Raw genomic sequence first — 23,050 nt, 5'->3', positions numbered from 1 at the left:
AGGGGGGTTTGAAAGGTGAGATCCCCGTCACCCGCAGGCCGTAGCGGTCGTCACGCCGTCGGAGGGCGCGGAACGGGCGCCTCCAGGGTGGTGGTCGAGTGCCGGTTCGGCCGTAATGGGCTGATCACGGGGTGTGATCCGCGGTAAATGTCCGGACGGGGCGACGCCGGCGCCTCGGAAGTGCGATGTGATGCAAATCACATACAACCATGGGCTCTTGGAGGCCCGGAGCCGCCCCCGGAGCGCGCTCGCGCAGGGTGCGTGCGACGCGGTGGCTGGCAGGATCGCGTCATGACTGAGCGGTACCGGGAGGCACGGGACGGGCACGAGCGCGCACGGACGCCGGGGGACCCCGACGGGACCGGGGTCCCCGACGGGCGCGTCGGGACCGGGGAGCGCGACGGACGTGACCGGTGCGACGGGGCCGAGGGGTGCGACGGCCCGGACGCGTCGGACGCCCTCCGGCGGGCCTGGGACGAACTGGTCTCCACGGCCCGGCGCACGGTCGCCGACGGACTGGTCGTCGGCACGTCCGGCAACGTCTCGGTCCGGGTCGGCGACACCGTCCTCGTCACGCCCACGGGCGTGCCCTACGACCGGCTGACGCCCGATGACATCACCGGCGTCGGCCTCGACGGCCGGCAGCTGCTCGGTCCGCTGCGCCCGACCAGCGAACTGCCGATGCACCTCGCGGTGTACCGCGCGACCGAGGCGCGGGCCGTCGTCCACACCCACGCGCCGCACGCGACGGCCGTCTCGCTCCTCGTCCCCGAACTCCCGCTCGTCCACTACATGGCGGCGGCCCTCGGCGGCCCCGTCCGCGTCGCCCCCTACGCGGCCTACGGCACCCCGGAACTGGCCGAGCACACCCTGCGCGCACTGGCCGGCCGCACCGCCTGCCTCCTCCGCAACCACGGCACCATCGCCCACGGGGCATCGCTGGACCAGGCGTACGACCGCACGGCCCAGCTCGAATGGATGTGCCGCGTCTGGCTCCTGTCCTCCTCGGTCCCGGGCCTCACGCCCGTCCTGCTCTCACCGGACCAGCTGGAGGAGGCGGGGGAGCGGCTGCGGGGGTACGGCCAGCAGGGGTGACCCCGTCCGCGCCGGGGCGGCACCCCCGCCCCTCACCGCCCCGGCGCCGGAGCCCTGCGGGCGCCCTCCGTCACTCCTGCAAGCGCCCCCGCTGGCCGATGGCCGACTCCGCCGGGAGACTGGTCGGGTGCGCACTCTGAGAGCCACGGCAACGGCCGTCACCGTAGCCATAGCCGCGGGCGCGGCCTCCGTGGCGGCGGGCCGGTTCGCCAGCGACGCCGCGCTGAAGACGAGGCCCGGCAAGCCGCTGCCCACCGAGCCCCGGCTCACCGTGCACGCCACGACGGCGGGCGGCATCACCCTCACCCGGGCCCTCGCGTCCCGGCGCCCGGGAACCTACGGACTCGCGGGCGACGGCTCCCACGCGGTCGTCGGCCCCCTCCTGGAGTCCGTGCCCCACACCGCCGACACCGTCGTGCGCAGCCTGGAACGCGTCACGCACGGGTCCCTGGAACCCGGCGACAAGGTGTGGCTCACCCCGAACCTGTACGTCGGCGACCCCGGGGCCGCCCTCGGACTCGAACACGCCGACGTCGACGTGCCCGGAGAACTCGGCGCCCTGCCCGCCTGGTTCGTCCCCGCCGTCCGCGACACCTGGATCATCACCGTGCACGGCCTGGGCACCACCCGGGAACACCCCATGAACCTGATGGAGTTCCTGAACGGCCGGCACTTCCCCGTCCTCGACCTCGCCTACCGGGGCGACCTCGGCGCACCCCGCCCGCCGGACGGCCTGAACCACCTCGGCGAGACCGAGTGGCGCGACCTCGACGCGGCCATCCGGTACGCCGTGCGGTTCGGCGCCGAGCGGGTCGTCCTGTACGGCTGGTCGACCGGCGCCACGATGGCCCTGCGCGCCGCCGCCCACTCCGCGCTGCGCGAGCGGATCTCCGGACTCGTCCTGGACTCGCCGGTCCTCGACTGGGAGACCACGCTGCGCGCCCTCGCCGGCGCCCGTCACACCCCGGGCTTCATGCTGCCGCTCGCGGTGCGCGCCGCCCAGGGCCGCACCGGCGTGCGCGGGGACCGCATCGCGCACGCCTCCCACCCCGACCAGGTCAAGGTGCCGACCCTGCTGGTGCACGGCCCCGACGACACCATCGCCCCCTGGGGCGCCTCCCGGCGCCTCGCCGGGAGCCGGCCCGACCTGGTCACCCTGCACACCGTCCCGGACGCCCCCCACGGCGCCATGTGGAACGCCGACCCGGCGGCCTACGAAGAAGCCCTGCGACGCTTCCTCACCCCCTTGATGTGAGCGCCGCGGCCGACGCGACGGTGTGCTTCCGGTCACGAAGGCGTGCTTCCGGTTCGGCCCCGGACAACTCCGCGCGGCACTCGTTCCCGCGCGCCGGGCCCCCGGGGAGGGTCCCGCTCCCACCGCCCCCGTGGCCTGCGACGGCATTCCGTTTGGGTTTTCGGACTGTCAACCGCAAGACTGCACCCGTGACGTCCCGTAACCCGCGCGACTCCAGGCTCCGACTCGTCAGCCCCCGGTCCCTCGCGACCGCTCCCCGAGCGGTCGCCCAGCGCCGCACCCGCCGCCCCGCGCCGCGGCCCCCGGAAGGCACACCGCCACCCGCGGAACTCGCCCGCATGGCGCGTACCGGCCTGTCCGACGCGGCCCGCGTGGCGCGCTGGGCCGACGCGGCCCTGCGCCCGGGACGCGACGACGCGAACCCCGACGGCAAGGGCACCCTCTCCGACGCCACCGCCGAACGGGCCGCCTCGGACCTCGGGCTGACCACGGTCCAGGTCCGCGCCGACTGGGACACCGCACGTCTGGCCGGCCTCATCGAGGTGCACGGCGACGACGCCCGCCCGGGATGGCGGCTGCGGGCCTGGAACCGCGACGACACCGCCGTCCTGCGCGGCTGGGTCGCCCTCTTCGACGCCTGGTCCCTCGCCTACCCCGAGCCGGTGGACCACGCGCCCGCGTCCGTCGCCGAGGTCGTCTCCGCGATGCCCCAGGTGCTCTCCTTCCTCCAGCTCTCCGCCGGGCCCGTCCCCGTGGACCAGCTCCTCGACCTCCTCGGGCAGCGCGTCACGGAACTGCGCACCGAGCGCTGCGAGATCTCCTACGGCCCCGAGCCCGCGGCCGAGCCCGCCCCGGAACCCGCCGAGGTCCCGGACGCCCCCCTCGCCCCCCTCCTCGACTGGGCCCTCCAGGCCCTCGCCTCCGTCGGCGCACTGACCTACGGAGAGGGACAGGCCACCCTCACCGCGCTCGGCAGCTGGGCGGTCTGGGTCAAGCTGGAGCAGATCTGCGTCGCCGCGCAGAGCCCGGCCGGCAACATCGAGCAGTCCGCCGAGGACATGCTCCGCGGCTGCGCCCAGCTCCGCCCCAACGCCGCCCGCGCCGAGTACCGCGCCTGGCTCGCCGCCCGCCCGGTCGGCGCCGCCGTCACCGAACTCATCGGGGCGGCCCGCGGCGAGGACGCCCTCACCCGCGGTCTCGCCTTCGAGGCGCTGCGCGTGGTCGGTGCCCCCGCGGAACCGGACGTCCGCGCCGTGGTCGAGGAGACCCCGCTGCGGCCCTACGCCCTGCTGTGGCTCGCCGAGCACGACGGCTACGACCCCGAGGACGCCCACGAGGTCCTCACCCGCGCCGAGTCCACCTGGCTGTGGGTCGACACCGCGGCCGCCGTCGCCGACCACGGCGAGGCCCCGCTCCTGGTCCGCCACCTGGAGTCCGCGGTGCAGCCCACCGTGCCCGCGCTGCTCGACGAGGTGCGCTCGGTCGGGCACCCGCGCACGGTGCAGGTGCTGGTCGCGCTCGCCGCCGCCCACCCGGACCCGGCGCTCGCCAAGGCCGTACGCAGGGCCGCCTTCCAGGTGCACACCGGAGGGAGCTGACCGGCCCGGCCGGGACCCGCCGAGGGCCGGCCCCTGCGGGCCGGCCCCGGAACTCCGTCCCGGAGCGGTGCTACCCGCCTATCTCCGGGGCGTAGGTGCCGAAGCTCCAGATGTTGCCCTCCAGGTCGCGGGCCATGTAGTCCCGTGAGCCGTAGTCCTGGTCGGTCGGGGCCATCAGGATCTCCGCGCCGTGCTCCACGGCCCGCCGGTGGTGCGCGTCGACGTCGTCCACGACGACGTACACCCCGCACGGGCCGGCGCTCTTCATCGCCTCGTCGAAGCGGCCGCCGCGGCCCTTGGAACCGAGCATCACCGCGCCGTTGCCCTGCACCAGCTCGGCGTGCGTCACCGAGCCGTCCTCCCCTTCGTAGACGGCCAGTTCGGTGAAGCCGAAGGCCTCCGTGAGCTGTCTGATCGCCGCCTTCGCGTCGCCGTACAGCACGGAGGGGTAGATGCTGGGACGCTCGTTCGTGCCGGCCATGCCGATCACTCCGTCTCGTCGTGAACCGCCGGATTCCGATCCGCTGCCCAGTCTGGCACCGGCCACTGACAACGCCCCCGGCCGCCGGACCGCGTGATCCGGACGTCCGGCGCATCCCGCGAGGGGGCGAGCGTCACAGTGCCGGACGTCCGCACACCGGAAAAGTGCTTGCACCGCCCCGTTAGACTTGGCCCATGGCCATACTCCTCGCGCATTAGACGGCGTGAACGTCCTCGGCCGTCCACCCCGCCATCAATCCCGCTCTGGAGTCTGACCGTGATCTCCGCCTCCGGTATCGAGCTGCGCGCCGGCGCCCGCATCCTCATCGAGTCCGCCACCTTCCGCATCACCAAGGGCGACCGCATCGGCCTGGTCGGCCGCAACGGCGCGGGCAAGACGACCCTGACCAAGGTGCTCGCGGGCGAGGGCCAGCCCGCCGGCGGAACCGTCGCCCGCTCCGGCGAGGTCGGCTACCTCCCGCAGGACCCGCGCACCGGCGACCTCGACGTCCTCGCCCGCGACCGCGTCCTGTCGGCCCGCGGCCTGGACGTGCTGATCCGCAAGATGCGCGAGAACGAACAGCGCATCGCCAACGGCTCCGGCGCCACCCGCGAGAAGGCCCTGCGCCAGTACGAGCGCCAGGAGACGGAGTTCCTCACCAAGGGCGGGTACTCCGCCGAGGCCGAGGCCGCGACCATCGCCGCCGCGCTCAACCTGCCCGACCGCGTGCTCGGCCAGCCCCTGCACACGCTCTCCGGCGGTCAGCGCCGCCGCATCGAGCTGGCCCGCATCCTCTTCTCGGACGCCGACACCCTGCTGCTCGACGAGCCGACGAACCACCTCGACGCCGACTCCATCGTCTGGCTCCGCGATTACCTGAAGACCTACCGCGGCGGCTTCATCGTGATCTCCCACGATGTCGACCTCGTCGAGACGGTCGTCAACAAGGTGTTCTACCTGGACGCCAACCGCGCCACGATCGACGTCTACAACATGGGCTGGAAGCTCTACCAGCAGCAGCGCGAGGCCGACGAGAAGCGCCGCAAGCGCGAGCGCCAGAACGCCGAGAAGAAGGCCGCCGCCCTCAACGCCCAGGCCGACAAGATGCGCGCCAAGGCCACCAAGACGGTCGCCGCGCAGAACATGGCCAAGCGCGCCGACCGGCTGCTCTCCGGCCTGGAGTCCGTCCGCGTCTCCGACAAGGTCGCCAAGCTGCGCTTCCCCGAGCCCGCGCCCTGCGGCAAGACGCCGCTCATGGCCGAGGGCCTGTCGAAGTCGTACGGCTCGCTGGAGATCTTCACCGACGTCGACCTGGCCATCGACAAGGGCTCCCGCGTCGTCATCCTCGGCCTGAACGGCGCCGGCAAGACGACCCTCCTGCGTCTCCTCGGCGGTGCCGAGAAGCCCGACACCGGAGAGGTCGTCGAGGGCCACGGACTCAAGCTCGGCTACTACGCGCAGGAGCACGAGACCCTCGACCCCGAGCGCACGGTCCTGGAGAACATGCGCTCCGCCGCCCCCGACCTGGACCTGGTCGAGGTCCGCAAGACGCTCGGCTCGTTCCTGTTCTCCGGCGACGACGTCGACAAGCCCGCCGGTGTGCTCTCCGGCGGAGAGAAGACCCGTCTCGCGCTCGCGACCCTCGTGGTCTCCTCCGCGAACGTGCTGCTGCTCGACGAGCCGACGAACAACCTCGACCCGGCCAGCCGTGAGGAGATCCTCGGCGCGCTGCGCACCTACAAGGGCGCCGTCGTCCTCGTCACCCACGACGAGGGCGCCGTCGAGGCGCTCCAGCCGGAGCGGATCATCCTGCTGCCGGACGGCGTCGAGGACCTGTGGGGCGCCGACTACGCCGACCTGGTGGCCCTCGCCTGAGCCCGGCGCGGGCTCCTGGAGGGCCCCGCGCCGCTTGATCGACTGACTGATCCACCGCCTATGGATCATTCGGCCGATCCGTGATCCACCATCTGTGTGAGATCTCCTCGTACCGAGGTGTGTCGTACATCGATTTCACGGCCGAGCCCTTTGTTCTCAAGGGCTCGGCCGTCTTGCGTCGCTGACCAGGTACTTCGCGGAAGAACTCGTTCGGAGGCGCGGGCGGCACCGGCCGGAATGGTTGATTCCGTTCGTGGGGACGGGCTCCTGTCGTCAAAACCTTGTCTTACGGACCTTGCCGAATGGGTGGCCATGACGCCCGAAAGGGGTGATCATGAGAGTCCAGAGCGCACTTCCCATGAGGAGGACCGGGTGGCCGAGACTCTGAAGAAGGGCAGCCGGGTTACCGGCGCCGCGCGCGACAAGCTCGCGGCAGACCTGAAGAAGAAGTACGACTCCGGTGCGAGCATCCGAGCGCTGGCCGAAGAGACCGGCCGCTCGTATGGCTTCGTGCACCGGATGCTCAGCGAGTCGGGTGTCACGCTCCGAGGGCGTGGCGGTGCGACGCGGGGCAAGAAGGCCGCCTCGGCCTGAGGCCGGGCGTCCCCATCGGCTTCGGTGGTGACCACCCGGTCGGTCGGGTGACCGACCGGGTGGTTACTGTGCAGTCACTTAGGTGCGTTCCTCGTGTCTTCGCGAGGTACGTGTCTGATCCGACCGCACCCATCGGAGGCAGCCCATGGCTTCGCTCGACAAGGACCTCGACCCGGTACTCGACAAGGACGGCGTACGGCTCACCGTCGACGGCGCGATCGCCACGGTGACGCTGACCAATCCGGCCAAGCGCAATGCCCAGAGTCCTGCTCTCTGGCGGGCCTTGACGCAGGCCGGGCGGTCACTGCCGGGCTCCGTCCGGGTGGTCGTCCTGCGGGCCGAGGGCCAGTCCTTCTCCGCGGGGCTCGACCGGCAGGCGTTCACGCCCGAGGGTTTCGACGGGGAACCGTCGTTCATCGACCTCGCGCGCGGCTCCGACGCCGACCTCGACGCGACCATCGCCGAGTACCAGGAGGCGTTCACCTGGTGGCGGCGCAGCGACATCGTGTCCATCGCGGCCGTCCAGGGGCATGCCATCGGCGCGGGCTTCCAGCTCGCCCTCGCCTGTGACCTGCGCGTCGTCGCCGACGACGTGCAGTTCGCCATGCGCGAGACCAGCCTCGGCCTGGTGCCCGACCTCACGGGGACGCACCCGCTGGTCGGCCTCGTCGGATACGCCCGTGCGCTCGAGATCTGTGCCACGGGCCGCTTCGTCCTGGCCGAGGAGGCCGAGCGCACCGGGCTCGCCAACCTCGCCGTGCCGGGCGGGCAGCTCGACGCGGCGGTCGCCGACCTGGCCGCGGCGCTGCTGGCCGCGCCGCGCGACGCCGTGATCGAGACGAAGGCGCTGCTGCGCGGGGCCCAGGAGCGGTCGTACGAGGAGCAGCGCACCGCCGAACGCGCCTCCCAGGCCCGCAGGCTCCGCGACCTCGCGGGCGCGGGCGACTAGGTCCTGTCGTCAAATTCCCGCCTGCCTCGCGACGCCTGGCACGTACTCTCGCCGCACCGGGCGAAAGCCCCAGTACGTCCAGTACGAGGACTTCCGCCCGGCACGCCGAGAGCACGCACCAGACGCCGCGAGGCCGCCCTTCGGGCGACGACGGGAATTTGCCGACAGGCCCTAGGCCCTGTCGGCGCGCACCGGCTTCTTTGCCCCGTCCTCTCCGGGACGGGGCACCCGGTGGTGCCGGGCGTTCCGGCGCGCGGCGGTCAAGCTCCCGGGGTCACGGACGTCACCAGGACCGCCACGGACGGGTCGTTTCGTGCGGCCCCGGCGACCGCGGCCCTGACCGCCCGTGCCACGTCCACCGCCCGTTCGTCCCCGGAGACCTCCAGCTCCACCCGGACGTGGCGGCGCGGCAGGGCCGGTTCCGTGGCGGGCACGCTCTCGACGTGGACCGGACGGCCCAGGGCGTCCGTCAGACGGGTGACACCCGGGACGGCCAGGACCGTAGCCGCGATCCGGACCTCCTCGGGGTCCTCCGGCACGGGCGCCGTCCTCACGCCGTCGGCCGCCCCGGCCCCCCGCGCGTTCCGGGCCCCGTCGGCAGGCCCGGCGCCGGGCCTGTCCCGTACCCCGTCGGCGGGTACCGCCCCGGGCGCGCCCCGTTCCGTGTCCGCCGGGCCGTCCGCGGACACGTCGTCCCCGTCCTCCAGCAGGTCCGTCACCCGCAGGTCCACCTCCGTGACGTCGAGGCCCAGGAGCCGTGTCGCGGCGGACACCACGGTCAGTCGCAGCCGGGCCGCGACGGCCGGAAGGGGCTCCACGCCCGGGGACGTGGGATCCACCAGGACCCGGAACTCCGCCGTGACCCGCAGCGGACCGGGCGGCAGCGCACCGGGCGGGGGCGGCACGGCCGGTGCGCCGGCCCGGTCCGGGTCGGCGAGCCCGATCCGCACCGTCCCGAGCCGCACCCCCCGCACCGCCGCCGCCTCACGCCGCAGCACCGACCTCGCCGCCTCCTCCGTGATCCACGCCCCGTCGAGGGCCGGGCCCAGCGGCAGGAGCCTGCCGAGCCCGAGCCGCTGCCGTACCGCCTGCGTCCACCGGTCCGCCGTCATTGCTCCAGCCTGCCCCATCCACGGCGCGCGACCGCACGACCCGACCTACTGTGAGCAGAGGAGGACGACCGAAAGGGACGTACGGCGATGACCGACATGACCGAGCGGAACCGGACGGACAGCCCCGACACGGAGAAGGAGCCCCAGCAGACCCGCAAGCCCGCCAGGCGTGGCGGCGGAGATCCCGCCACGCGGGGAAGGACCACGATCGCCGACGGCGTCGTGGAGAAGATCGCCGGGCTCGCCGCCCGTGACGTGGTCGGTGTCCACACGATGGGCAGCGGCCTGAGCCGGACCTTCGGAGCGGTACGGGACCGGGTGCCGGGCGGTTCCACCAAATCCGTGACGCGCGGTGTCAAGGCCGAGGTCGGAGAGCTGCAGACGGCACTCGACCTGGAGATCGTCGTCGACTACGGCGTGTCGATCTCCGACGTGGCGCACGCGGTGCGCGAGAACGTCATCGCCGCCGTCGAACGCATGACGGGCCTCGAAGTGGTGGAAGTCAACATCGCGGTGAGTGACGTGAAGCTTCCCGAGGAAGAGGAAGAGGAGTCGGAGACGCGGCTCCAGTGACCCCGGGTCACCGGAACACCGCGGACACCCCGGCCCCGCACCATGAGTGATCAGGCGGCCCCGACTGCCGAGGAGCGCGGGCGGCCCCCGACTGCTGAGGAGCGCACCATGAGCTTGGCCGTGATCGGCATGATCGCCGGAATGGCGCTGGGCTTCGCCGGATACTTCGGCGGCTTCGGCGCGTTCCTCCTGGTGGCCGCCCTGGGGGCCGTCGGGTTCGTCGTCGGACGGCTCTTGGAGGGGGACCTGGACGTCGGCGACTTCTTCCGCGCCCGCGACGGCCGGCGGCGGTGACGCGTGCCAGGCCATGTCGACCGGCTCGGCGAGATCCGGCCGGGCCTCGCGACCGTCCCGCCCGCCGAGCGGGGCGCCACCCGGATCGCCGACCGCGTCGTCGCGAAGATCGCGGCGCGCGCGGCGCGCGAGGCGCTGCCCCCGCCGCCCGGTGACGCCGCGGTCCCGCACGCGACGGTCGTCGTGCGCCGCCGGGCGCCGGGCTCCGGAGGGACGGACGGCACCCCGGAGCACAGCGCCCGGGTCCGGGTCAGCCTCGAACTCGGCTACCCCGCCGACATCGGCGCCCTGTGCGGCGAGGTGCGTCGTCATGTCGCCGAGCGGGTAGAGGCGTTGGCGGGGATGGAAGTGCCCGAGGTGGCCGTCCAGGTGGAGCGGCTGCATCTGACCTCCGGGCCCGGCACGGCACAGGGGAGGACGCGATGAGCGAGCCCCAGGGCTCCGAGGACACCCGGAAGACGCCCGTACTGGAGAAGCCGGACCGGCCGGAGGAGGGAGACGACGCGGGCGCCCTCGGACAGTCCGCCTCCTCCGCCGCCTACGAACCGCTGGGGACCGCCGGGGACGAGGACGGCCGTCAGGGCCGGTTCTGGTCGGCGCGCCGTGTCCCCGCGGGCGTCCTCGCGCTCGTGCTCCTCGTCGCGGCGGGCGCCTTCCTGTACGACGTCGTGGCCGTGCGCGCCGGACGGTCGGCGCTGCGCTGGCGGACCTGGCTGGCCGAGCAGCTCGCCGAACGGCCGCTCGACGACACCGCGGTCCTCGCCGGCGCCGGGATCGCCGCCGCGCTGGGGCTCTGGCTGATCGTCCTCGCGGCCACGCCGGGACTGCGGGACGTGCTGCCGATGCGGCGCACCCACGCCGACGTCCGGGCCGGTCTGCACCGGGGCGCCGCCGCGACGGCGCTCCGCGACCGGGCGATGGAGGTCGCCGGTGTGCGGTCGGTCCGGGTGCGCGTCAAGCGCCGGAAGGTCGACGTCCGCGCGATGGCGCACTTCCGGGAACTCGACGACGTCCGCGCCGACCTCGACACCACCCTCGCCGACGGCATCAAGGGGCTGGGGCTGTCCCGTCCGCCCGCCCTGTCGGTGCACGTCGCGCGTCCCGGACGGAAGAGGTGAGGTCCGTGCTGAGGATCGTCAACCGCGTGCTGATCGGCTTCGTCGGGCTCGTGCTGCTCGTCCTCGGCGGTTCCGTGCTCGCCGTCGGACTCGGCGTGCGGCCCCCCGCGTGGTGGATCCACGACGGGCGGCACGACGTGCTGCTCAGTACCGCCGAACGGACCGAGTGGCGCGACCGGGGCTGGTGGTGGCCCGTCGTCATCGCCGCGCTCGCGGTGCTCCTGCTGCTCGCCCTGTGGTGGCTGGTCGCCGTCGTGCGGCGCAGGCGGCTCGCCGAGGTGCTCGTCGACACCGGCGACGGCGCGGGCGCGCTGCTGCGCGGACGGGCCCTGGAGGGGGTGCTGGCCGCCGAGTCGGCCCGGCTGGGCGGCGTGGACCGCGCCGACGTCCTCCTGACCGGCCGGCGCAGCCTGCCCGAGGCGCGGGTGCGGCTCCGGCTGGAACCGCATGTGGACCCGGGGCAGGCGCTGCGTCTGCTGACCGTGGAGGCGCTCGCGCACGCACGGGACTCGGCCGGCCTGGCCGCGCTCCCGGCGGAGGTGCGGCTGCGCGGCGTCAAGCACCGCGCCGAACGGGTGACCTGACCACCCCGCCCGGCGGAGGACCCCGGCCCCGGCCCCGTGCTTTCCACGCCTCGCGGAGGGTTCTGGCGGCCCCGCCCCGTGCCTTCCACGTTCCGTGGAGGGTTCTGGCCCCGCCCCGCACCCTCCACGCCCCGCGGCGGGTCCTAGAACCCGCCCCGCATCCCGCCGTCCACCGGGAGCATGATGCCCGTCAGGTACGACGCGGCGGGGGAGAGCAGGAACGCGGCCGTGCGGCCGAACTCCTCCGGGGTGCCGTAGCGGCGCAGCGGGATGCGGGACTCGTTGGCCGCGCGGGTGGCCTCGGGGTCGGCGGACAGACCGTCGAGCTGGCGGACGCGGTCCGTGTCGATGCGGGACGGCAGCAGCCCGACGACGCGGACGCCGCGCGGGCCCAGCTCGTTCGCGAGGGACTTGGCGAAGCCGGCGAGGCCCGGACGCAGACCGTTGGAGATGGTGAGCCCGGGGATCGGCTCGTGCACCGAGCCGGAGAGCACGAAGCCGATGACACCGCCCTCCCCGAGTTCCTCCGCGGCCGCGCGGGCCAGCCGCACCGCGCCGAGGAAGACCGACTCGAACGCCACCATCCACTGTTCGTCGGTGTTGTCCGCGGCGAACCCGGGCGGCGGTCCGCCGACGCTGATCAGGATGCCGTCGAAGCCGCCGAAGTGCTGCCTGGCACCGGCGATCAGCCGGGCCGGGGTCTCGGCGGCCCCGTTGTCGGCCGCGACGCCGACCGCGTTCGGGCCGAGGGAGGAGGCGGCGTCGGCCGCGCTCTTCTCGTCGCGTCCGGTGACGACCACCTTGGCGCCGTCGGCGACGAGTTCGCGCGCGGCGGCGTTGCCCAGGCCCCGGGTGGCTCCCGTGACGACGTACACACGATCCTTCAGTCCAAGATCCATGGCCTCATCCTCCCCTATTCCGGGGGAACGGCCCCGTCCGCCTGCTCCGCCCCGTCGACGCCGAAGAGGCTGAGGGCGGACACCACCAGGCCGATGTGGCTGAAGGCCTGCGGGAAGTTGCCGAGCTGGCGGCCCGCGACCGGGTCGTACTCCTCGGAGAGCAGTCCCAGGTCGTTGGTGAGGCCGACCAGCCGCTCGAACAGCTCGCGCGCCTCCCGCGTACGGCCCGTCATGTGCAGCGCGTCCGCGAGCCAGAACGAGCAGACGACGAAGGTGCCCTCGTCGCCCGGGAGCCCGTCGACGCCGGTCGTCGCCGCGGTGCTGTAGCGGCGCACCAGGAAACCGTCGGGGGCGAGTTCCGCGCGGACCGCGTCGACCGTCCCGGCCACCCGCGGATCGTCGGGCGGCAGGAAACCCACGCGCGGGATGAGCAGCAGGGAGGCGTCCAGTTCGGACGAGCCGTAGGACTGCGTGAAGGTGTTCCGGACGGGGTCGAAGCCGCGCTCGCAGACCTCCCGGTGCACCTCGTCGCGCATCGCCCGCCAGCCCTCGATGTCACCGTCGAGCGCCGGTTCGTCCTCCAGGGTGCGTACGGCGCGGTCGGCGGCCACCCAGGCCATCACCTTGGAGTACACGAAGTGCCGACGCGGGCCGCGCACCTCCCAGATCCCCTCGTCCGGCTGCTTCCAGGCCACCCGGAGGAACTCCATCATGGCGCACTCCACCCGCCACATGTGGGGCCGGGACGGCAGGCCGGAGCGCCGGGCGAGCGACAGCGAGTCGATGACCTCGCCGTACACGTCGAGCTGCAGCTGCTCGACCGCGCTGTTGCCGACCCGCACGGGCGAGGAGCCCGCGTAGCCGGACAGCCACGGGACCTCGTACTCCGGCAGCCGGCGCTCCCCCGAGAGGCCGTACATGATCTGCAGGTCCGCCGGGTCGCCCGCGACCGCGCGCAGCAGCCAGTCGCGCCAGGCCTCGGCCTCCTCGTGGTAGCCGGCCGACAGGAGCGCGCCGAGGGTGAGGGTGGAGTCGCGCAGCCAGCAGTAGCGGTAGTCCCAGTTGCGGACGCCGCCGAGCTCCTCGGGCAGCGAGGTGGTGGGGGCGGCCACGATGCCGCCGGTCGGCGCGTAGGTGAGGGCCTTGAGGGTGATCAGGGAGCGGACGACGGCGTCCCGGTGCGGTCCGTCGTAGCGGCAGCGCGCCGCCCACGCCCTCCAGTCCTGGACGCTGGTCTCCAGTGCCTCGAAGGGGTCGCACAGGGGCGGCCGGGGCCGGTGCGAGGGGTGCCAGGTCAGGACGAAGGCGACCTTCTGGCCCGCTTCCACGGTGAACTCCGAGTGCGTGCGGAAGTCCTTGCCCCAGGTGTGGACGGGCGGCTCGCTGCGCAGCCACACCGAGTCCGGCCCCGCGACGGCGACCCGGTGGCCGTCCGAGCGGCGCATCCACGGCACGACCGAGCCGTAGTCGAACCGCAGCCGCAGCAGACTGCGCATGCGGACCCGTCCGCCGAGGCCCTCGACGATGCGTACGACGTCGGGGGCGTGCTCGCGCTGCGGCATCAGGTCGGTCACCCGGACCGAGCCCTCGGCGGTGTCCCACTCGGTGTCGAGCACCAGGGTGTCCGGGCGGTAGGCGCGCCGGGTGCACACGTCCGCGCCCTCGGGCGCGATCCGCCAGTGGCCGTTGTCCTCGTCGCCCAGCAGGGCCGCGAAGCAGGCTGCGGAGTCGAAGCGGGGCAGGCACAGCCAGTCGACGGAGCCGTCGCGGCCCACCAGGGCGGCGGTCTGTTCGTCCCCGATGAGCGCGTAGTCCTCGATGCGTCGGTGCACGTTGACATCCTCCCCGCTCTTAAAAGAGGGGGATTCCAGCCCGTACGGGTTGGGGTTCACGGGCGCTCGGATGGCCGCTGGCCGTTGTCACCCCTCCGGCACCGGCTGTTCGCCGGGGGCGGGGGATCCCGCCCTGTCCTGCCGCGACGTTGACTGCTGCGTTGGTGTCGGCGTTGCAGGTGAAGCCGCAGGAGGAGCAGACGAACCCGGCTTGGCTCTTGCGCGAGTTCTTGTCGATCCAACCGCAGGCGCTGCAGCGCAGACTGGTGTAGGGGGCGGGGACGTCCTCGGTGCGGCCCGGGGCCTTGTGTCCGGTGCGTTGCCGGAGCAGGCCCCAGCCCTGGGCGAGGATCGCCCGGTTCAGGCCGGCCTTCTGGGCGACCTTCCGGCCGGGCTGTTCGGCCGTGCCCCTGGCCGAGCGGGTCATGTTCTTGATGTTCAGTTTCTCGAACCGCACCAGGTCACAGGTGCGGGCGAGCATCGTGCTGGTCTTCTCGCACCAGTCCCTGCGCCGGTCCGCCTCACGCGCCTTGATACGGGCGGCCTTCGCGTACTCGGCGGCCTTGCGCTCACTTCCCTTCGGGGCGCGGGCGGCGCGGCGCTGATGCTTGCGGATCCGGGCGCGTTCCCTGACGGTCAGCTGCGGGCAGTTCAGTTTCCGCCCGTCGGAGAGGGCGGCGGTGACGGCCACGCCCCGGTCGATGCCGATGACCTCACCCGTGCCGGGCCCGTCGATCGACGCAGGGATGACGGCGAAGGCGATGTGCCACTGGTTGTTGCGGAAGGTGACGCGGAACGTCTTCGCCTGCGGCAGCCGGGAGCCCTTGCCGTTGCGGCTGAGCCGGAAGCGGACCCAGCCGCAGCCGGGTACCTTCACCCGCGCCCACCGGCGGTTGAGTTTCTGCACCACGACCGAGCGGCCCATGACCTGTCTGCCGGTCTTCGCGTTCAGCTTCGGCGAGCCGTCCGCCTCGAACTCTCCGATGCGGTCGGTGCCGATGACGCGAAAGCCCTCGTGCACGTGCTTCCGGCGCCAGGTGGGCTCACCGAAACCGGAGGTGAAGCGGGCGCTCTTGGCCGTGGCGAAGTCCTTCAGCGCCTGCTGCTGCACATCGGCGTTGCCCGAGGCCAGCCACTCGTTGTCGCGCCGGGCCTCGGTGAGCTGACGGCACTGCTCGGCAAAACCGGGCGCCGCCCCGCGGCCCTTGTACCAGTGCGCGTGCTGCTCGACGGCCAGGTTCCAGACGTACCGGGCGTGCGCGCAGTGGCCGAGCATCACGCCCGCCTGCTCACCCGTCGGGTACATCCGAAACCGTGCCATGACCGTGAACCTAGCCCGCACGTTCCCCGACCGCCCACACCATCGACCAACACCACCCGCGCGAGTGAACAATCCGGCCACCAGCCAGTCGGCCACCGTCAAGCGACCACCGTCGACTCCGAGCTGCCACACCTGCTCGAGGCCCGCCTCATCGCAGTCTCGCCCGAGAAGCCGCACCTCCCTGGTGGCGATTCCGCTTCCCCTGCCCCGCTCCGCGGGAGCGGGCATTCACCCCGGCCCCGAAGGACCGGGCACCCTGCCCGAAAACAAGGTGGACGGGTCCCCGACCGGGGCGGACGTCAATCGAGCCGCCGGAGTGGCGTGGACGCCCATGACGTGGCGGTACGGGCGCGGGGAGAGGCGAGGGGCAGGGACAGGGGCGGGGGAGGCGGGACAGAGCGCGTTCGCTACACGCCCGCCGGCTCCGCCTCGGGGGAGGTCTTCGCGGCGGCGGCCTCCGCCCGGTCGCGGCGCTCGCGGCGGACCAGGACCACCCAGCCGACGGGGACGCCCAGGGAGAAGAGCCACCACTGGATCGCGTACGCCATGTGCGGGCCGATGTCGCCGTGCTCGGGGTCCGGGATCAGCTCGGGGGAGCCGCCCCGGGGCGCCGGCGCGGTCTGCTCGACGTAGCCGCCGAAGACCTGCCTGCCGAGCCGCTCCGCCTCCTGCCCGCTGCTGATCAGCATGACCTGGCGGTCGGGCAGGCCCCGGACGTTCTTGATGCCGCTGTCGGCGGTCGTCTGGTCGGCCATCAGCCGGCCGGTGACGGTGATCTCGCCCGGGGCGGGGGCCGGGATCTTCGGGAAGGCGGTCTGCGCGCCGTCCGCCGGGACCCAGCCCCGGTTGACCATGAGGACGCGGCCGTCGGTCAGGACGAACGGGGTCAGGACGTGGTAGCCGATCGCGCCGTCGGCGTTGGTGCGGCGGCGGACGACCTCTTCGCGCGCGGTGTCGAAGTGCCCCTTCGCGGTCACCCGGCGGAACCGGTCGTCGTCCCGGATCTGCCGTCCCGGCGCGGTGACGGTCTCCACGGGCACCGGTTTCGCGGCGAGCGAGCCGGAGATCACGCCGTTCAGGGCGACCCTGTGCTCGTGCCGGTGGAACTGCCAGAAGCCCAGTTCGATCATCGTCGGGATGAGCGCGAGGGCTACGAGGGTGAGGATCACCCACTGGCGGGACAACAGGAAGCGGTACACCCCATTGACGGTACTCGGCATGATTCGGCCCCCGGCGGGAGGGTCCCGCCGGGGGCCGCGCGATGCACCCGTCCGGGGGAACGGCGGGCCGGGACTCAGACCCTGTCGACGATCCCCGCCTTCCCCTCCGCGCGGGCGCAGTGAGCGCCGCAGTACCAGTGGCCCTCGACCTCGACGCCCTGGCCGATGACCTGGACGCGACAGTGCTCGCAGATCGGGGCCATCCGGTGGATCGCGCAGGAGAAGCAGTCGAAGACGTGCACGGCACCCTGTGCGTGCACCTCGAAGGTCATTCCGTAGTCGTTGCCGCATACTTCGCATCTCGCCATGCGCCACAGGGTGGGGTGCCCGGGCGGTGCGGGCGAGCGGGTGAGGGGCGAGTCGCCCGTCAATCACCCGTACGCCCGTCACCCTTCCGACGCGGGTTCGACGTCACGCAGGAGCTGTCCGAACGCGGCCTCGTCGACCACCGGTGTCCCGAACTGCCTGGCCTTGACCACCTTCGAGGTGCCGGAGTCCGGGTCGTTGGTCACCAGCAGGCTGGTGAGCCGGGACAGACTCGTCGCGACGTGCAGCCCCGCCTCGACGGCCCGGTCCTCCAGCAGCTCGCGATCGACGGACGTGTCCCCGGAGAACGCCACCCGCATGCCCTGCTTGAGCGGCTTGTCCGCCGTGTACCGACCGGGGTTGGGATAGGGGCACGCGGGGCGCTTGCGGGAAGGGCGCCAGCTCCCCGACGGGTAACCGCCGGACGCGTAGCCCCCGGACTGCCGTCCGCTCCGCGGGGCCGCGGCGCTGTCGGACCACTCCCTGAGCGGCAGGCATTCGAGGAGCGGCAGCCGCACCCCGCCCTCCGCGGCGGCCCGCAGGCTCGGCCGGAACGCCTCGGCCAGCACGCGCGCGTCGTCCAGCGCGTGGTGCGCCCGCTGCTGTACGACACCGAAGTGCGCGGCCAGCGACTCCAGCTTGTGGTTGGGCAGCGGCAGGCCCAGCTCCTTGGAGAGCGCGATGGTGCACAGGCGCTGGCGCACCGGCGCCTCGCGCTCCGCGCGGGCGTACTCCCGCGCGATCATCGACCAGTCGAAGACCGCGTTGTGCGCGACCAGCACACGCCCCGCCAGCCGGGCGGCGAACTCCTCGGCCACGTCCCGGAAGAGCGGCGCCCCTTCGAGCATCTCGCTCGTCAGACCGTGGATCCACACCGGGCCGGGGTCCCGCTCCGGATTGACCATCGTGTACCAGTGGTCCTCGACCTCGCCGCGCGCGTCCAGCCGGTAGACGGCGGCGGAGATTATCCGGTCGTCGCGGGCCAGTCCCGTCGTCTCCACGTCGACGACCGCGTATCCCTGCGGATACGCGGCCGGCCAGGGGGCGGGGGACGCCGCGGTCGTGAGGTCTTCGAGCATGGTCAATGAGGATACGGGCCCCCGCCGACATGCCGGGCCCCGCCTTCCGGATCGAACCCCTTCGAGCGGCCCGCCCCCGGGCCCCGCGCCTTCCGGATCGGATACCTCCCGGCGGCCCGCCACCGGGACCCGCGCGCGGGCTCCTCGACCGGACCGGGCGGGCCCGGTGCGACGCCCTCAGCCCAGTGCCGCCACGAGGTCTCCCGCCGCCAGGGGATCGAGGCCGCAGCCGTCGGCCGGGCCGGGCAGCAGCCGGTACACGGACCCGCTCGCGCCCTCGGGGGCCACGCCGCCGTGCACCAGGGCGAGCAGGACGTGCTTCCGCGCGGCCGCCTCGGAGGCCGCCCCGTCCGCGTCCGCCGCAGGGCACCGCCGCTCGGGGGACTCCAGCGCGCGTACGCGGGCGGCGAAGGCGGGGGCGCTCTCGCCCCTCCCGCGCGCGTAGTGCCACAGTTCGCCGCCCGAGCGTGCCCGCCGGACCACCACGACCTCGTCCGTACGGGCCGCCGCGTGCCACACCGCCAGGTCCCACAGCGACGTACGGCCGCTCGTGAAGTACTGGAACAGGTCCCTGCCGACGCGGCCGAGGTCGGCGCCGTGCCGGTGCACGCTGTGGAAGCCCTCGGAGGACGGCAGGTGCAGGTCCGTCCACAGGAACGTGCGGTGCTCCAGGTCGACCAGCAGGGGGACGTGGATGCGTGAGTCGCCCTCCAGGTCGTAGCGCTGGCGCACCGTGCGGGGGTCGTACGACGCGTCCCGCCCGTTCGTCGAGGGCAGTGCCATGAAGCCGGCGAAGGCGTCGAGGAGCTGCTCGAAGGCGATGTCGTTGAAGCTGAACACGACGGGCACCGCGAAGCGCACCGGGCCGTCGGCGAGCGCCGCCAGGTCCAGGTCCACGTACTCGGTGGCGCCGTCGGGTGCCGGGGCCGAGGTCAGGTCGCCGGAGTGGACGACCGCCCGCTCCCCGTGGACGAGGTTGGTGTAGTCGCACACACCGACGAACGCCCAGTCCTCGTCGTACAGCGCGACGGACAGGTCGAGGTCCACGCGGATCTTCGCGGGCTGCGTCCAGTGCAGGAACAGGCGCAGCACATCCCCCTCGGGGAGCGGCTGGCTGCTGCCGCGCGGCACCGACACCAGCGCCTTCGAGGACGCCCGCTCGACGGAGGGCACGGCCAGGCCCGTGAGGTCCGCGTCGAGGACGGCGAGGTCGAAGCGCGGGGCGGCCTCCAGGCGGCGTACCGCCTCGGCCTCCAGGAGCGCGCGGACGCCGTCGGTGACCGCCTTGGCCAGTGGGGCTCGGGTGTCGTCCACGGTGAAGGAGCGGGTGACCCTGCCGCGTGGGAAGAACACCCGCCGCTCTCCCGGGAGGTGACGGATCCTCAGCCTTCCGAGCGCCGCCAGCAGCGGGCCGGGACCGGCCTGCGGGAGCACCCGCCGCAGCGTGTCTGCGAACCCGTCGGGCAGCTCCTTCAGGTCGTGCAGGCGCAACAAGTGGTCGAGCCTGCGCAGCAGTTCGCCCGGCCGCCGGGCGAGCAGGTCCAGTGCGCGGGGGAAGTCCTTGTCGCGCAGGGCCTGTTCGGTGTGCGCGCCCCAGGAGTCGGGTTTGATGCGGGTGCCGTCGATCCGCACCGCCTCCGGGTGCTCGGCCGCGGTGCGCAGCAGGGCCTCGCCCAGGGGTGTGGCCGAGGTGTCGGTGGCGCGCAGCACGGCGAAGGCGAGGGCGGCCTTCGGGTGCCGCTCGTGCCGCTCGTAGGGGTGCAGGATCTCGGCGGCGCGCTTCCACAGGGGCGGATGCCGCAGTACGTCCTCGACCAGCGACGCGGCCCCGAACCCGTCGAGCACGGCGAGGAGTTCGCGGCGCAGCGGGCGGGGCAGCGAACGCAGGCGGCGCGGCTCGACGAGATCGGCCTCGCCGCCCGACCAGACCTGGAGCAGTCGCAGCACGTCCGTCGCCGTCGTGAGGTGCGCGGAGAGCAGCGGGCGCACGGCCGCGCGCGTGCGCCGGTCCAGCAGGAGGTTCCCGAGCACCAGGGCCTTCGTCTCGCGGACGGGGATGTCCGCGGGCAGCCAGTCCAGCTCCGCGGGCGCGTTCCCCAGCAGCAGTTTCACGTCGTCCCGGTCCTGCGGCGGCAGCGGCGTCCGCCGGGCCAGCAGCTGGAGCAGCGCCCTCGTCGCGTCCGCCCGCTGGTCGGTGCCGAGCGCCAGCAACTTCAGCGGTCCGACGGGCAGTTCACGCTCGACCCGGGGCGGGGCGGGCTTCAGGAAGGGGTCGGAGCCGTCGATCCGGCGGTGGCACAGCGGGCAGCCGGCGTAGTCGCCGCCGTCCCAGCAGACGCGGCACACCAGGTGGGCGCACGGGGACACGGGATGCACGCTGCCGACCGTGCCGCACAGCACGCACGGCTGGGCGGGCCACTGGAGCAGCAGGGTGAAGACACGGTCGACGTAGAGCCGGAAGGTGTCGTCGGGCACCGACACCGGGAAGCTGCGGAACAGCGGCATGTGGGTGCGGTCCGCGCCCAGCTCCCTGTCGATCTGCCGGATCAGGGCGGTGCCGGCGTCCGCGAGCCCCGCGGGGCCGAGCCAGGCGAGGGCGGCGCGCAGCGGTGCCGCCGGGGCGAATCCCCGGTCGAGCAGTTCGGCCTCCAGGGCGACCAGACCCTCGGTCGTCGCCGGGTCTCCCGGCCGTGGCCCGGCCTGGTCGACGTAGACGGTACGCAGGCGGCGGAGCAGCACGGACGACAGCACGGACAAGCGGAGATCCCCCGGGGTCGGAAGTGGGTGAGGCGGGGGCGGAGAGTGAGCGCGCTACGGGTGTCGTGGAAAAGAGAGAAGGAAGCACGCTTGCGGAGCCGCCCCCGCGCTTGCGGAGTCTAGGAGGGCGCCGACTTTCGGTGCCACTGATTATTTCCGCCTCCCGGGGGCGAGGTGCCGCCCGCTCCCGAACGCGCCCCGGACGACCGGGTGTTCGACTCCCGGGCTGCAGGGCTGCAGGGCTGCAGGGCTGCAGGGCTGCGGGGCTGCGGGGCCCCAGGATTCCGGGCCCGCGGAACTCCCGGGCCTCCGGACGACGCACGGCTATGGACCTTTCACCCGTGCGGTGCAAGCGTGCTCCGCGCCCCAGCAGGTAGCGCCTACGAAGGGCGGTACGGACATGGCACGAGTGAGGTACGGCGCGCGGACCGAGGCGGAGATCGAGGCCGGACGCGCCGCGAGCTCCGCACTCCCCGACATCTGGTCGACCGGCGTCGTGGCCCTCTGGGAGAGCGACCCGGACGCGGTCGCGGCGGTCCTGCCGCCCCCGCTGAAACCCACCGCGCGTCCTCTGGTGCGGGTCAACATCAGCAAGGTCGAGCTGCCCGGATACCCGCTGGGCGCCGGCTCGTTCGCCGTCGCCGCCGCGCACGAGGACGTCGAGGGCTGGTATCCGCTGGTCATGCCGATGACCCACGAGCGGGCCCTCGTCGGCGGCCGGGAGGTCTTCGGGGAGCCCAAGAAGCTCGGCGAGGTGACCGTCGAGCGCGACGGGCTCGTCGTACGGGCCGTGCTCGCCCGGCACGGCATCGCCTTCGTCGAGGTGCGCGGCGCGGTGAGCGGCCCCCTGCCGCTGCCCGCACCCGCGCGGAAGACCGACTTCTACTTCAAGTTCCTTCCCGCCGTGGACGGTTCGGGCTTCGACGCCGACCCGGTACTCGTGCACTGCGTGCGCGAGGAGAAGGTCCGCAGCCTGGAGCGCGTCACCGGGGACGTCGTCCTGCGCGAGTCGATGTACGACCCGGTCGCCGATCTGCCCGTACGCAGACTGCTGGAGATCACCCTCGGGGAGAAGACCACCGACCAGAAGGGCCGGGTCGCCGAACGTGTCAGCGCGCGGGCCCTGCTGCCGTACGTCCACCAGCGCTACGACGATCCGCGGCAGATCCTCGACGGACCGCCCGAGGGGAGCGTCTGATGGAACTGCGCGCGGGACAGGTCGCCGTCGTCACCGGCGCGGCGAGCGGCATCGGGCTCGCGATGGCCCGGCGGTTCGCGGCGGACGGCCTGAGGGTGGTCCTCGCCGACGTGGAGGAGGCCGCGCTGGAGAAGGCGGCCGGAGAGCTGCGCGAGGACGGCGCCGACGTCCACGCGCGCGTGGTGGACGTCTCGGAGCGCTCCGAGGTCCTCGCGCTCGCCGAGGACGTGTACGGCACGTACGGCGCGGTGCACGTCCTGTGCAACAACGCCGGTGTCGGCTCCGGCGCCGAGGGCCGGATGTGGGAGCACGACCCGAACGACTGGAAGTGGGCCTTCGCCGTCAACGTGTGGGGCGTCTTCCACGGCGTCCAGGCGTTCGTGCCCAGGATGCTCGCCGGCGGCGAGCCCGGCCACGTCGTCAACACCTCGTCCGGCGACGGCGGGATCGCCCCGCTGCCCACCGCCTCTGTGTACGCCGTCACCAAGGCGGCCGTGGTGACGCTGACCGAGTCGCTGTACGCGCACCTGAGGGCGGAGCACGCGCGCGTGGGCGCCTCCGTGCTGTTCCCCGGACCGCACATGCTGCGCACGGGCCTGTGGGAGTCGCACCGCAACCGGCCCGAGCGGTACGCGAAGGAGCGGCCCCGCAGGACCCCGTACCGCAGCCTCGCCCAGTGGGAGGCCGCGATGAACGAGGCCGGCCACGAGGTGCGGTTCACCCCCGTCGAGGAGGTCGCCGACCTCGTCGCCGAGGGGATCCGCGCGGGCCGCTTCTGGCTGCTGCCCGAGAGCGAGCACAGCGACCGGCAGATCCGGGCGCGGTCGCGGTCGATGCTGGAGCGGGCAGATCCGTCGTACCTGGAAAGTTTCATCCTCGACTGACTCGACCGACTCGCCTGAGGGGGCGC

22 protein-coding genes are annotated in these 23,050 nt (G+C 73.4%); 13 read left to right on the top strand and 9 right to left on the bottom strand.

All coding sequences use genetic code 11. The features are described 5' to 3' along the window. Nucleotides 1–291 precede the first annotated feature (291 nt). From ACFW6B_RS19780 to ACFW6B_RS19770, 3 genes are all read left to right on the top strand, one after another. On the top strand, nucleotides 292–1,095 hold the full coding sequence (locus tag ACFW6B_RS19780; protein ID WP_386597739.1) for a class II aldolase/adducin family protein: 804 nt from the start codon (nucleotides 292–294) through the stop codon (nucleotides 1,093–1,095). Nucleotides 1,096–1,222: 127 nt separating this feature from the next. Continuing rightward, nucleotides 1,223–2,350 carry an alpha/beta hydrolase family protein gene (locus tag ACFW6B_RS19775; RefSeq protein WP_386597738.1) on the top strand — a complete coding sequence of 376 codons (1,128 nt, stop codon included), beginning with the start codon at nucleotides 1,223–1,225 and terminating at the stop codon, nucleotides 2,348–2,350. Nucleotides 2,351–2,538: 188 nt separating this feature from the next. Continuing rightward, nucleotides 2,539–3,948, top strand: a complete 1,410-nt coding sequence (locus tag ACFW6B_RS19770; RefSeq protein ID WP_386597737.1) for a hypothetical protein — start codon at nucleotides 2,539–2,541, stop codon at nucleotides 3,946–3,948. A gap of 70 nt (nucleotides 3,949–4,018) precedes the next feature. Here the strand turns inward: ACFW6B_RS19770 and ACFW6B_RS19765 are convergent, their stop codons facing one another. Next, on the bottom strand, nucleotides 4,019–4,429 hold the full coding sequence (locus ACFW6B_RS19765) for a VOC family protein (protein WP_386597736.1): 411 nt from the start codon (nucleotides 4,427–4,429) through the stop codon (nucleotides 4,019–4,021). 276 nt (nucleotides 4,430–4,705) lie between these two features. Here ACFW6B_RS19765 and ACFW6B_RS19760 point away from each other — a divergent pair, with 276 nt between their 5' ends. The 3 genes from ACFW6B_RS19760 (at nucleotide 4,706) to ACFW6B_RS19750 (ending at nucleotide 7,847) form a co-directional block, all read left to right on the top strand. Continuing rightward, on the top strand, nucleotides 4,706–6,304 hold the full coding sequence (locus tag ACFW6B_RS19760) for an ABC-F family ATP-binding cassette domain-containing protein (RefSeq protein ID WP_386597735.1): 1,599 nt from the start codon (nucleotides 4,706–4,708) through the stop codon (nucleotides 6,302–6,304). Nucleotides 6,305–6,676: 372 nt separating this feature from the next. Further along, nucleotides 6,677–6,898 (top strand): helix-turn-helix domain-containing protein, encoded by a 222-nt coding sequence (locus tag ACFW6B_RS19755; RefSeq protein ID WP_006123601.1) that lies wholly within the window; start codon nucleotides 6,677–6,679, stop codon nucleotides 6,896–6,898. 145 nt (nucleotides 6,899–7,043) lie between these two features. After that, entirely contained in the window at nucleotides 7,044–7,847 is an 804-nt protein-coding gene (locus ACFW6B_RS19750) for an enoyl-CoA hydratase/isomerase family protein (protein WP_386597734.1), read from the top strand. A gap of 260 nt (nucleotides 7,848–8,107) precedes the next feature. On the opposite strand, the gene ACFW6B_RS19745 is transcribed toward ACFW6B_RS19750, so the two are convergent. Next, entirely contained in the window at nucleotides 8,108–8,959 is an 852-nt protein-coding gene (locus tag ACFW6B_RS19745) for a nucleopolyhedrovirus P10 family protein (RefSeq protein ID WP_386597733.1), read from the bottom strand. An 87-nt stretch (nucleotides 8,960–9,046) separates the two neighbouring features. On the opposite strand from ACFW6B_RS19745, the gene ACFW6B_RS19740 reads away from it, so the two are divergent. From ACFW6B_RS19740 to amaP, 5 genes are all read left to right on the top strand, one after another. After that, nucleotides 9,047–9,532 (top strand): Asp23/Gls24 family envelope stress response protein, encoded by a 486-nt coding sequence (locus tag ACFW6B_RS19740; RefSeq protein WP_386597732.1) that lies wholly within the window; start codon nucleotides 9,047–9,049, stop codon nucleotides 9,530–9,532. A gap of 108 nt (nucleotides 9,533–9,640) precedes the next feature. Continuing rightward, nucleotides 9,641–9,826 (top strand): hypothetical protein, encoded by a 186-nt coding sequence (locus tag ACFW6B_RS19735; RefSeq protein WP_386597731.1) that lies wholly within the window; start codon nucleotides 9,641–9,643, stop codon nucleotides 9,824–9,826. A 3-nt stretch (nucleotides 9,827–9,829) separates the two neighbouring features. Further along, nucleotides 9,830–10,252: an Asp23/Gls24 family envelope stress response protein gene (locus tag ACFW6B_RS19730; protein ID WP_386597730.1), complete on the top strand. Its 423-nt coding sequence runs from the start codon at nucleotides 9,830–9,832 to the stop codon at nucleotides 10,250–10,252. Beyond that, on the top strand, nucleotides 10,249–10,944 hold the full coding sequence (locus ACFW6B_RS19725; protein WP_386597729.1) for a DUF6286 domain-containing protein: 696 nt from the start codon (nucleotides 10,249–10,251) through the stop codon (nucleotides 10,942–10,944). Before ACFW6B_RS19730 ends, ACFW6B_RS19725 begins: the two co-directional genes overlap by 4 nt. Beyond that, nucleotides 10,941–11,528, top strand: a complete 588-nt coding sequence (gene amaP, locus ACFW6B_RS19720) for an alkaline shock response membrane anchor protein AmaP (RefSeq protein ID WP_386597728.1) — start codon at nucleotides 10,941–10,943, stop codon at nucleotides 11,526–11,528. Before ACFW6B_RS19725 ends, amaP begins: the two co-directional genes overlap by 4 nt. Before the next feature lie 143 nt (nucleotides 11,529–11,671). Here amaP and ACFW6B_RS19715 read toward each other — a convergent pair whose 3' ends face one another. The 7 genes from ACFW6B_RS19715 to ACFW6B_RS19685 all read right to left on the bottom strand — a co-directional run bounded on the left by ACFW6B_RS19715 (nucleotide 11,672) and on the right by ACFW6B_RS19685 (nucleotide 20,942). Further along, entirely contained in the window at nucleotides 11,672–12,427 is a 756-nt protein-coding gene (locus ACFW6B_RS19715) for an SDR family oxidoreductase (RefSeq protein WP_386597726.1), read from the bottom strand. Between the two features lie 14 nt (nucleotides 12,428–12,441). Continuing rightward, nucleotides 12,442–14,259: a glycoside hydrolase family 15 protein gene (locus ACFW6B_RS19710; RefSeq protein WP_386597725.1), complete on the bottom strand. Its 1,818-nt coding sequence runs from the start codon at nucleotides 14,257–14,259 to the stop codon at nucleotides 12,442–12,444. A 19-nt stretch (nucleotides 14,260–14,278) separates the two neighbouring features. Further along, nucleotides 14,279–15,580 carry an RNA-guided endonuclease InsQ/TnpB family protein gene (locus ACFW6B_RS19705; RefSeq protein ID WP_386597724.1) on the bottom strand — a complete coding sequence of 434 codons (1,302 nt, stop codon included), beginning with the start codon at nucleotides 15,578–15,580 and terminating at the stop codon, nucleotides 14,279–14,281. 407 nt (nucleotides 15,581–15,987) lie between these two features. Further along, nucleotides 15,988–16,779 (bottom strand): SURF1 family protein, encoded by a 792-nt coding sequence (locus tag ACFW6B_RS19700; protein ID WP_386597723.1) that lies wholly within the window; start codon nucleotides 16,777–16,779, stop codon nucleotides 15,988–15,990. A gap of 95 nt (nucleotides 16,780–16,874) precedes the next feature. Continuing rightward, on the bottom strand, nucleotides 16,875–17,108 hold the full coding sequence (locus tag ACFW6B_RS19695) for a hypothetical protein (protein ID WP_151470430.1): 234 nt from the start codon (nucleotides 17,106–17,108) through the stop codon (nucleotides 16,875–16,877). Nucleotides 17,109–17,186: 78 nt separating this feature from the next. After that, nucleotides 17,187–18,185 carry a DEDDh family exonuclease gene (locus tag ACFW6B_RS19690; RefSeq protein ID WP_386597722.1) on the bottom strand — a complete coding sequence of 333 codons (999 nt, stop codon included), beginning with the start codon at nucleotides 18,183–18,185 and terminating at the stop codon, nucleotides 17,187–17,189. A 177-nt stretch (nucleotides 18,186–18,362) separates the two neighbouring features. Beyond that, nucleotides 18,363–20,942 carry an MXAN_6230/SCO0854 family RING domain-containing protein gene (locus ACFW6B_RS19685; RefSeq protein ID WP_386597721.1) on the bottom strand — a complete coding sequence of 860 codons (2,580 nt, stop codon included), beginning with the start codon at nucleotides 20,940–20,942 and terminating at the stop codon, nucleotides 18,363–18,365. Between the two features lie 400 nt (nucleotides 20,943–21,342). Here ACFW6B_RS19685 and ACFW6B_RS19680 point away from each other — a divergent pair, with 400 nt between their 5' ends. Together ACFW6B_RS19680 and ACFW6B_RS19675 are read left to right on the top strand one after the other, a co-directional pair. Beyond that, nucleotides 21,343–22,140, top strand: a complete 798-nt coding sequence (locus ACFW6B_RS19680; protein ID WP_386597720.1) for an acetoacetate decarboxylase family protein — start codon at nucleotides 21,343–21,345, stop codon at nucleotides 22,138–22,140. After that, nucleotides 22,140–23,024, top strand: coding sequence for an SDR family NAD(P)-dependent oxidoreductase (locus tag ACFW6B_RS19675; RefSeq protein ID WP_386597719.1), 885 nt, complete (start codon nucleotides 22,140–22,142; stop codon nucleotides 23,022–23,024). The genes ACFW6B_RS19680 and ACFW6B_RS19675 overlap by 1 nt, the downstream gene beginning before the upstream one ends. The last annotated feature ends 26 nt before the right edge of the window (nucleotides 23,025–23,050 follow it).

The organism is Streptomyces sp. NPDC058751, assembly GCF_042746485.1.
Classification (GTDB): domain Bacteria; phylum Actinomycetota; class Actinomycetes; order Streptomycetales; family Streptomycetaceae; genus Streptomyces.
Note: the sequence above shows the minus strand (reverse complement) of the source record. Positions and strands in the feature narration are given on the sequence as shown.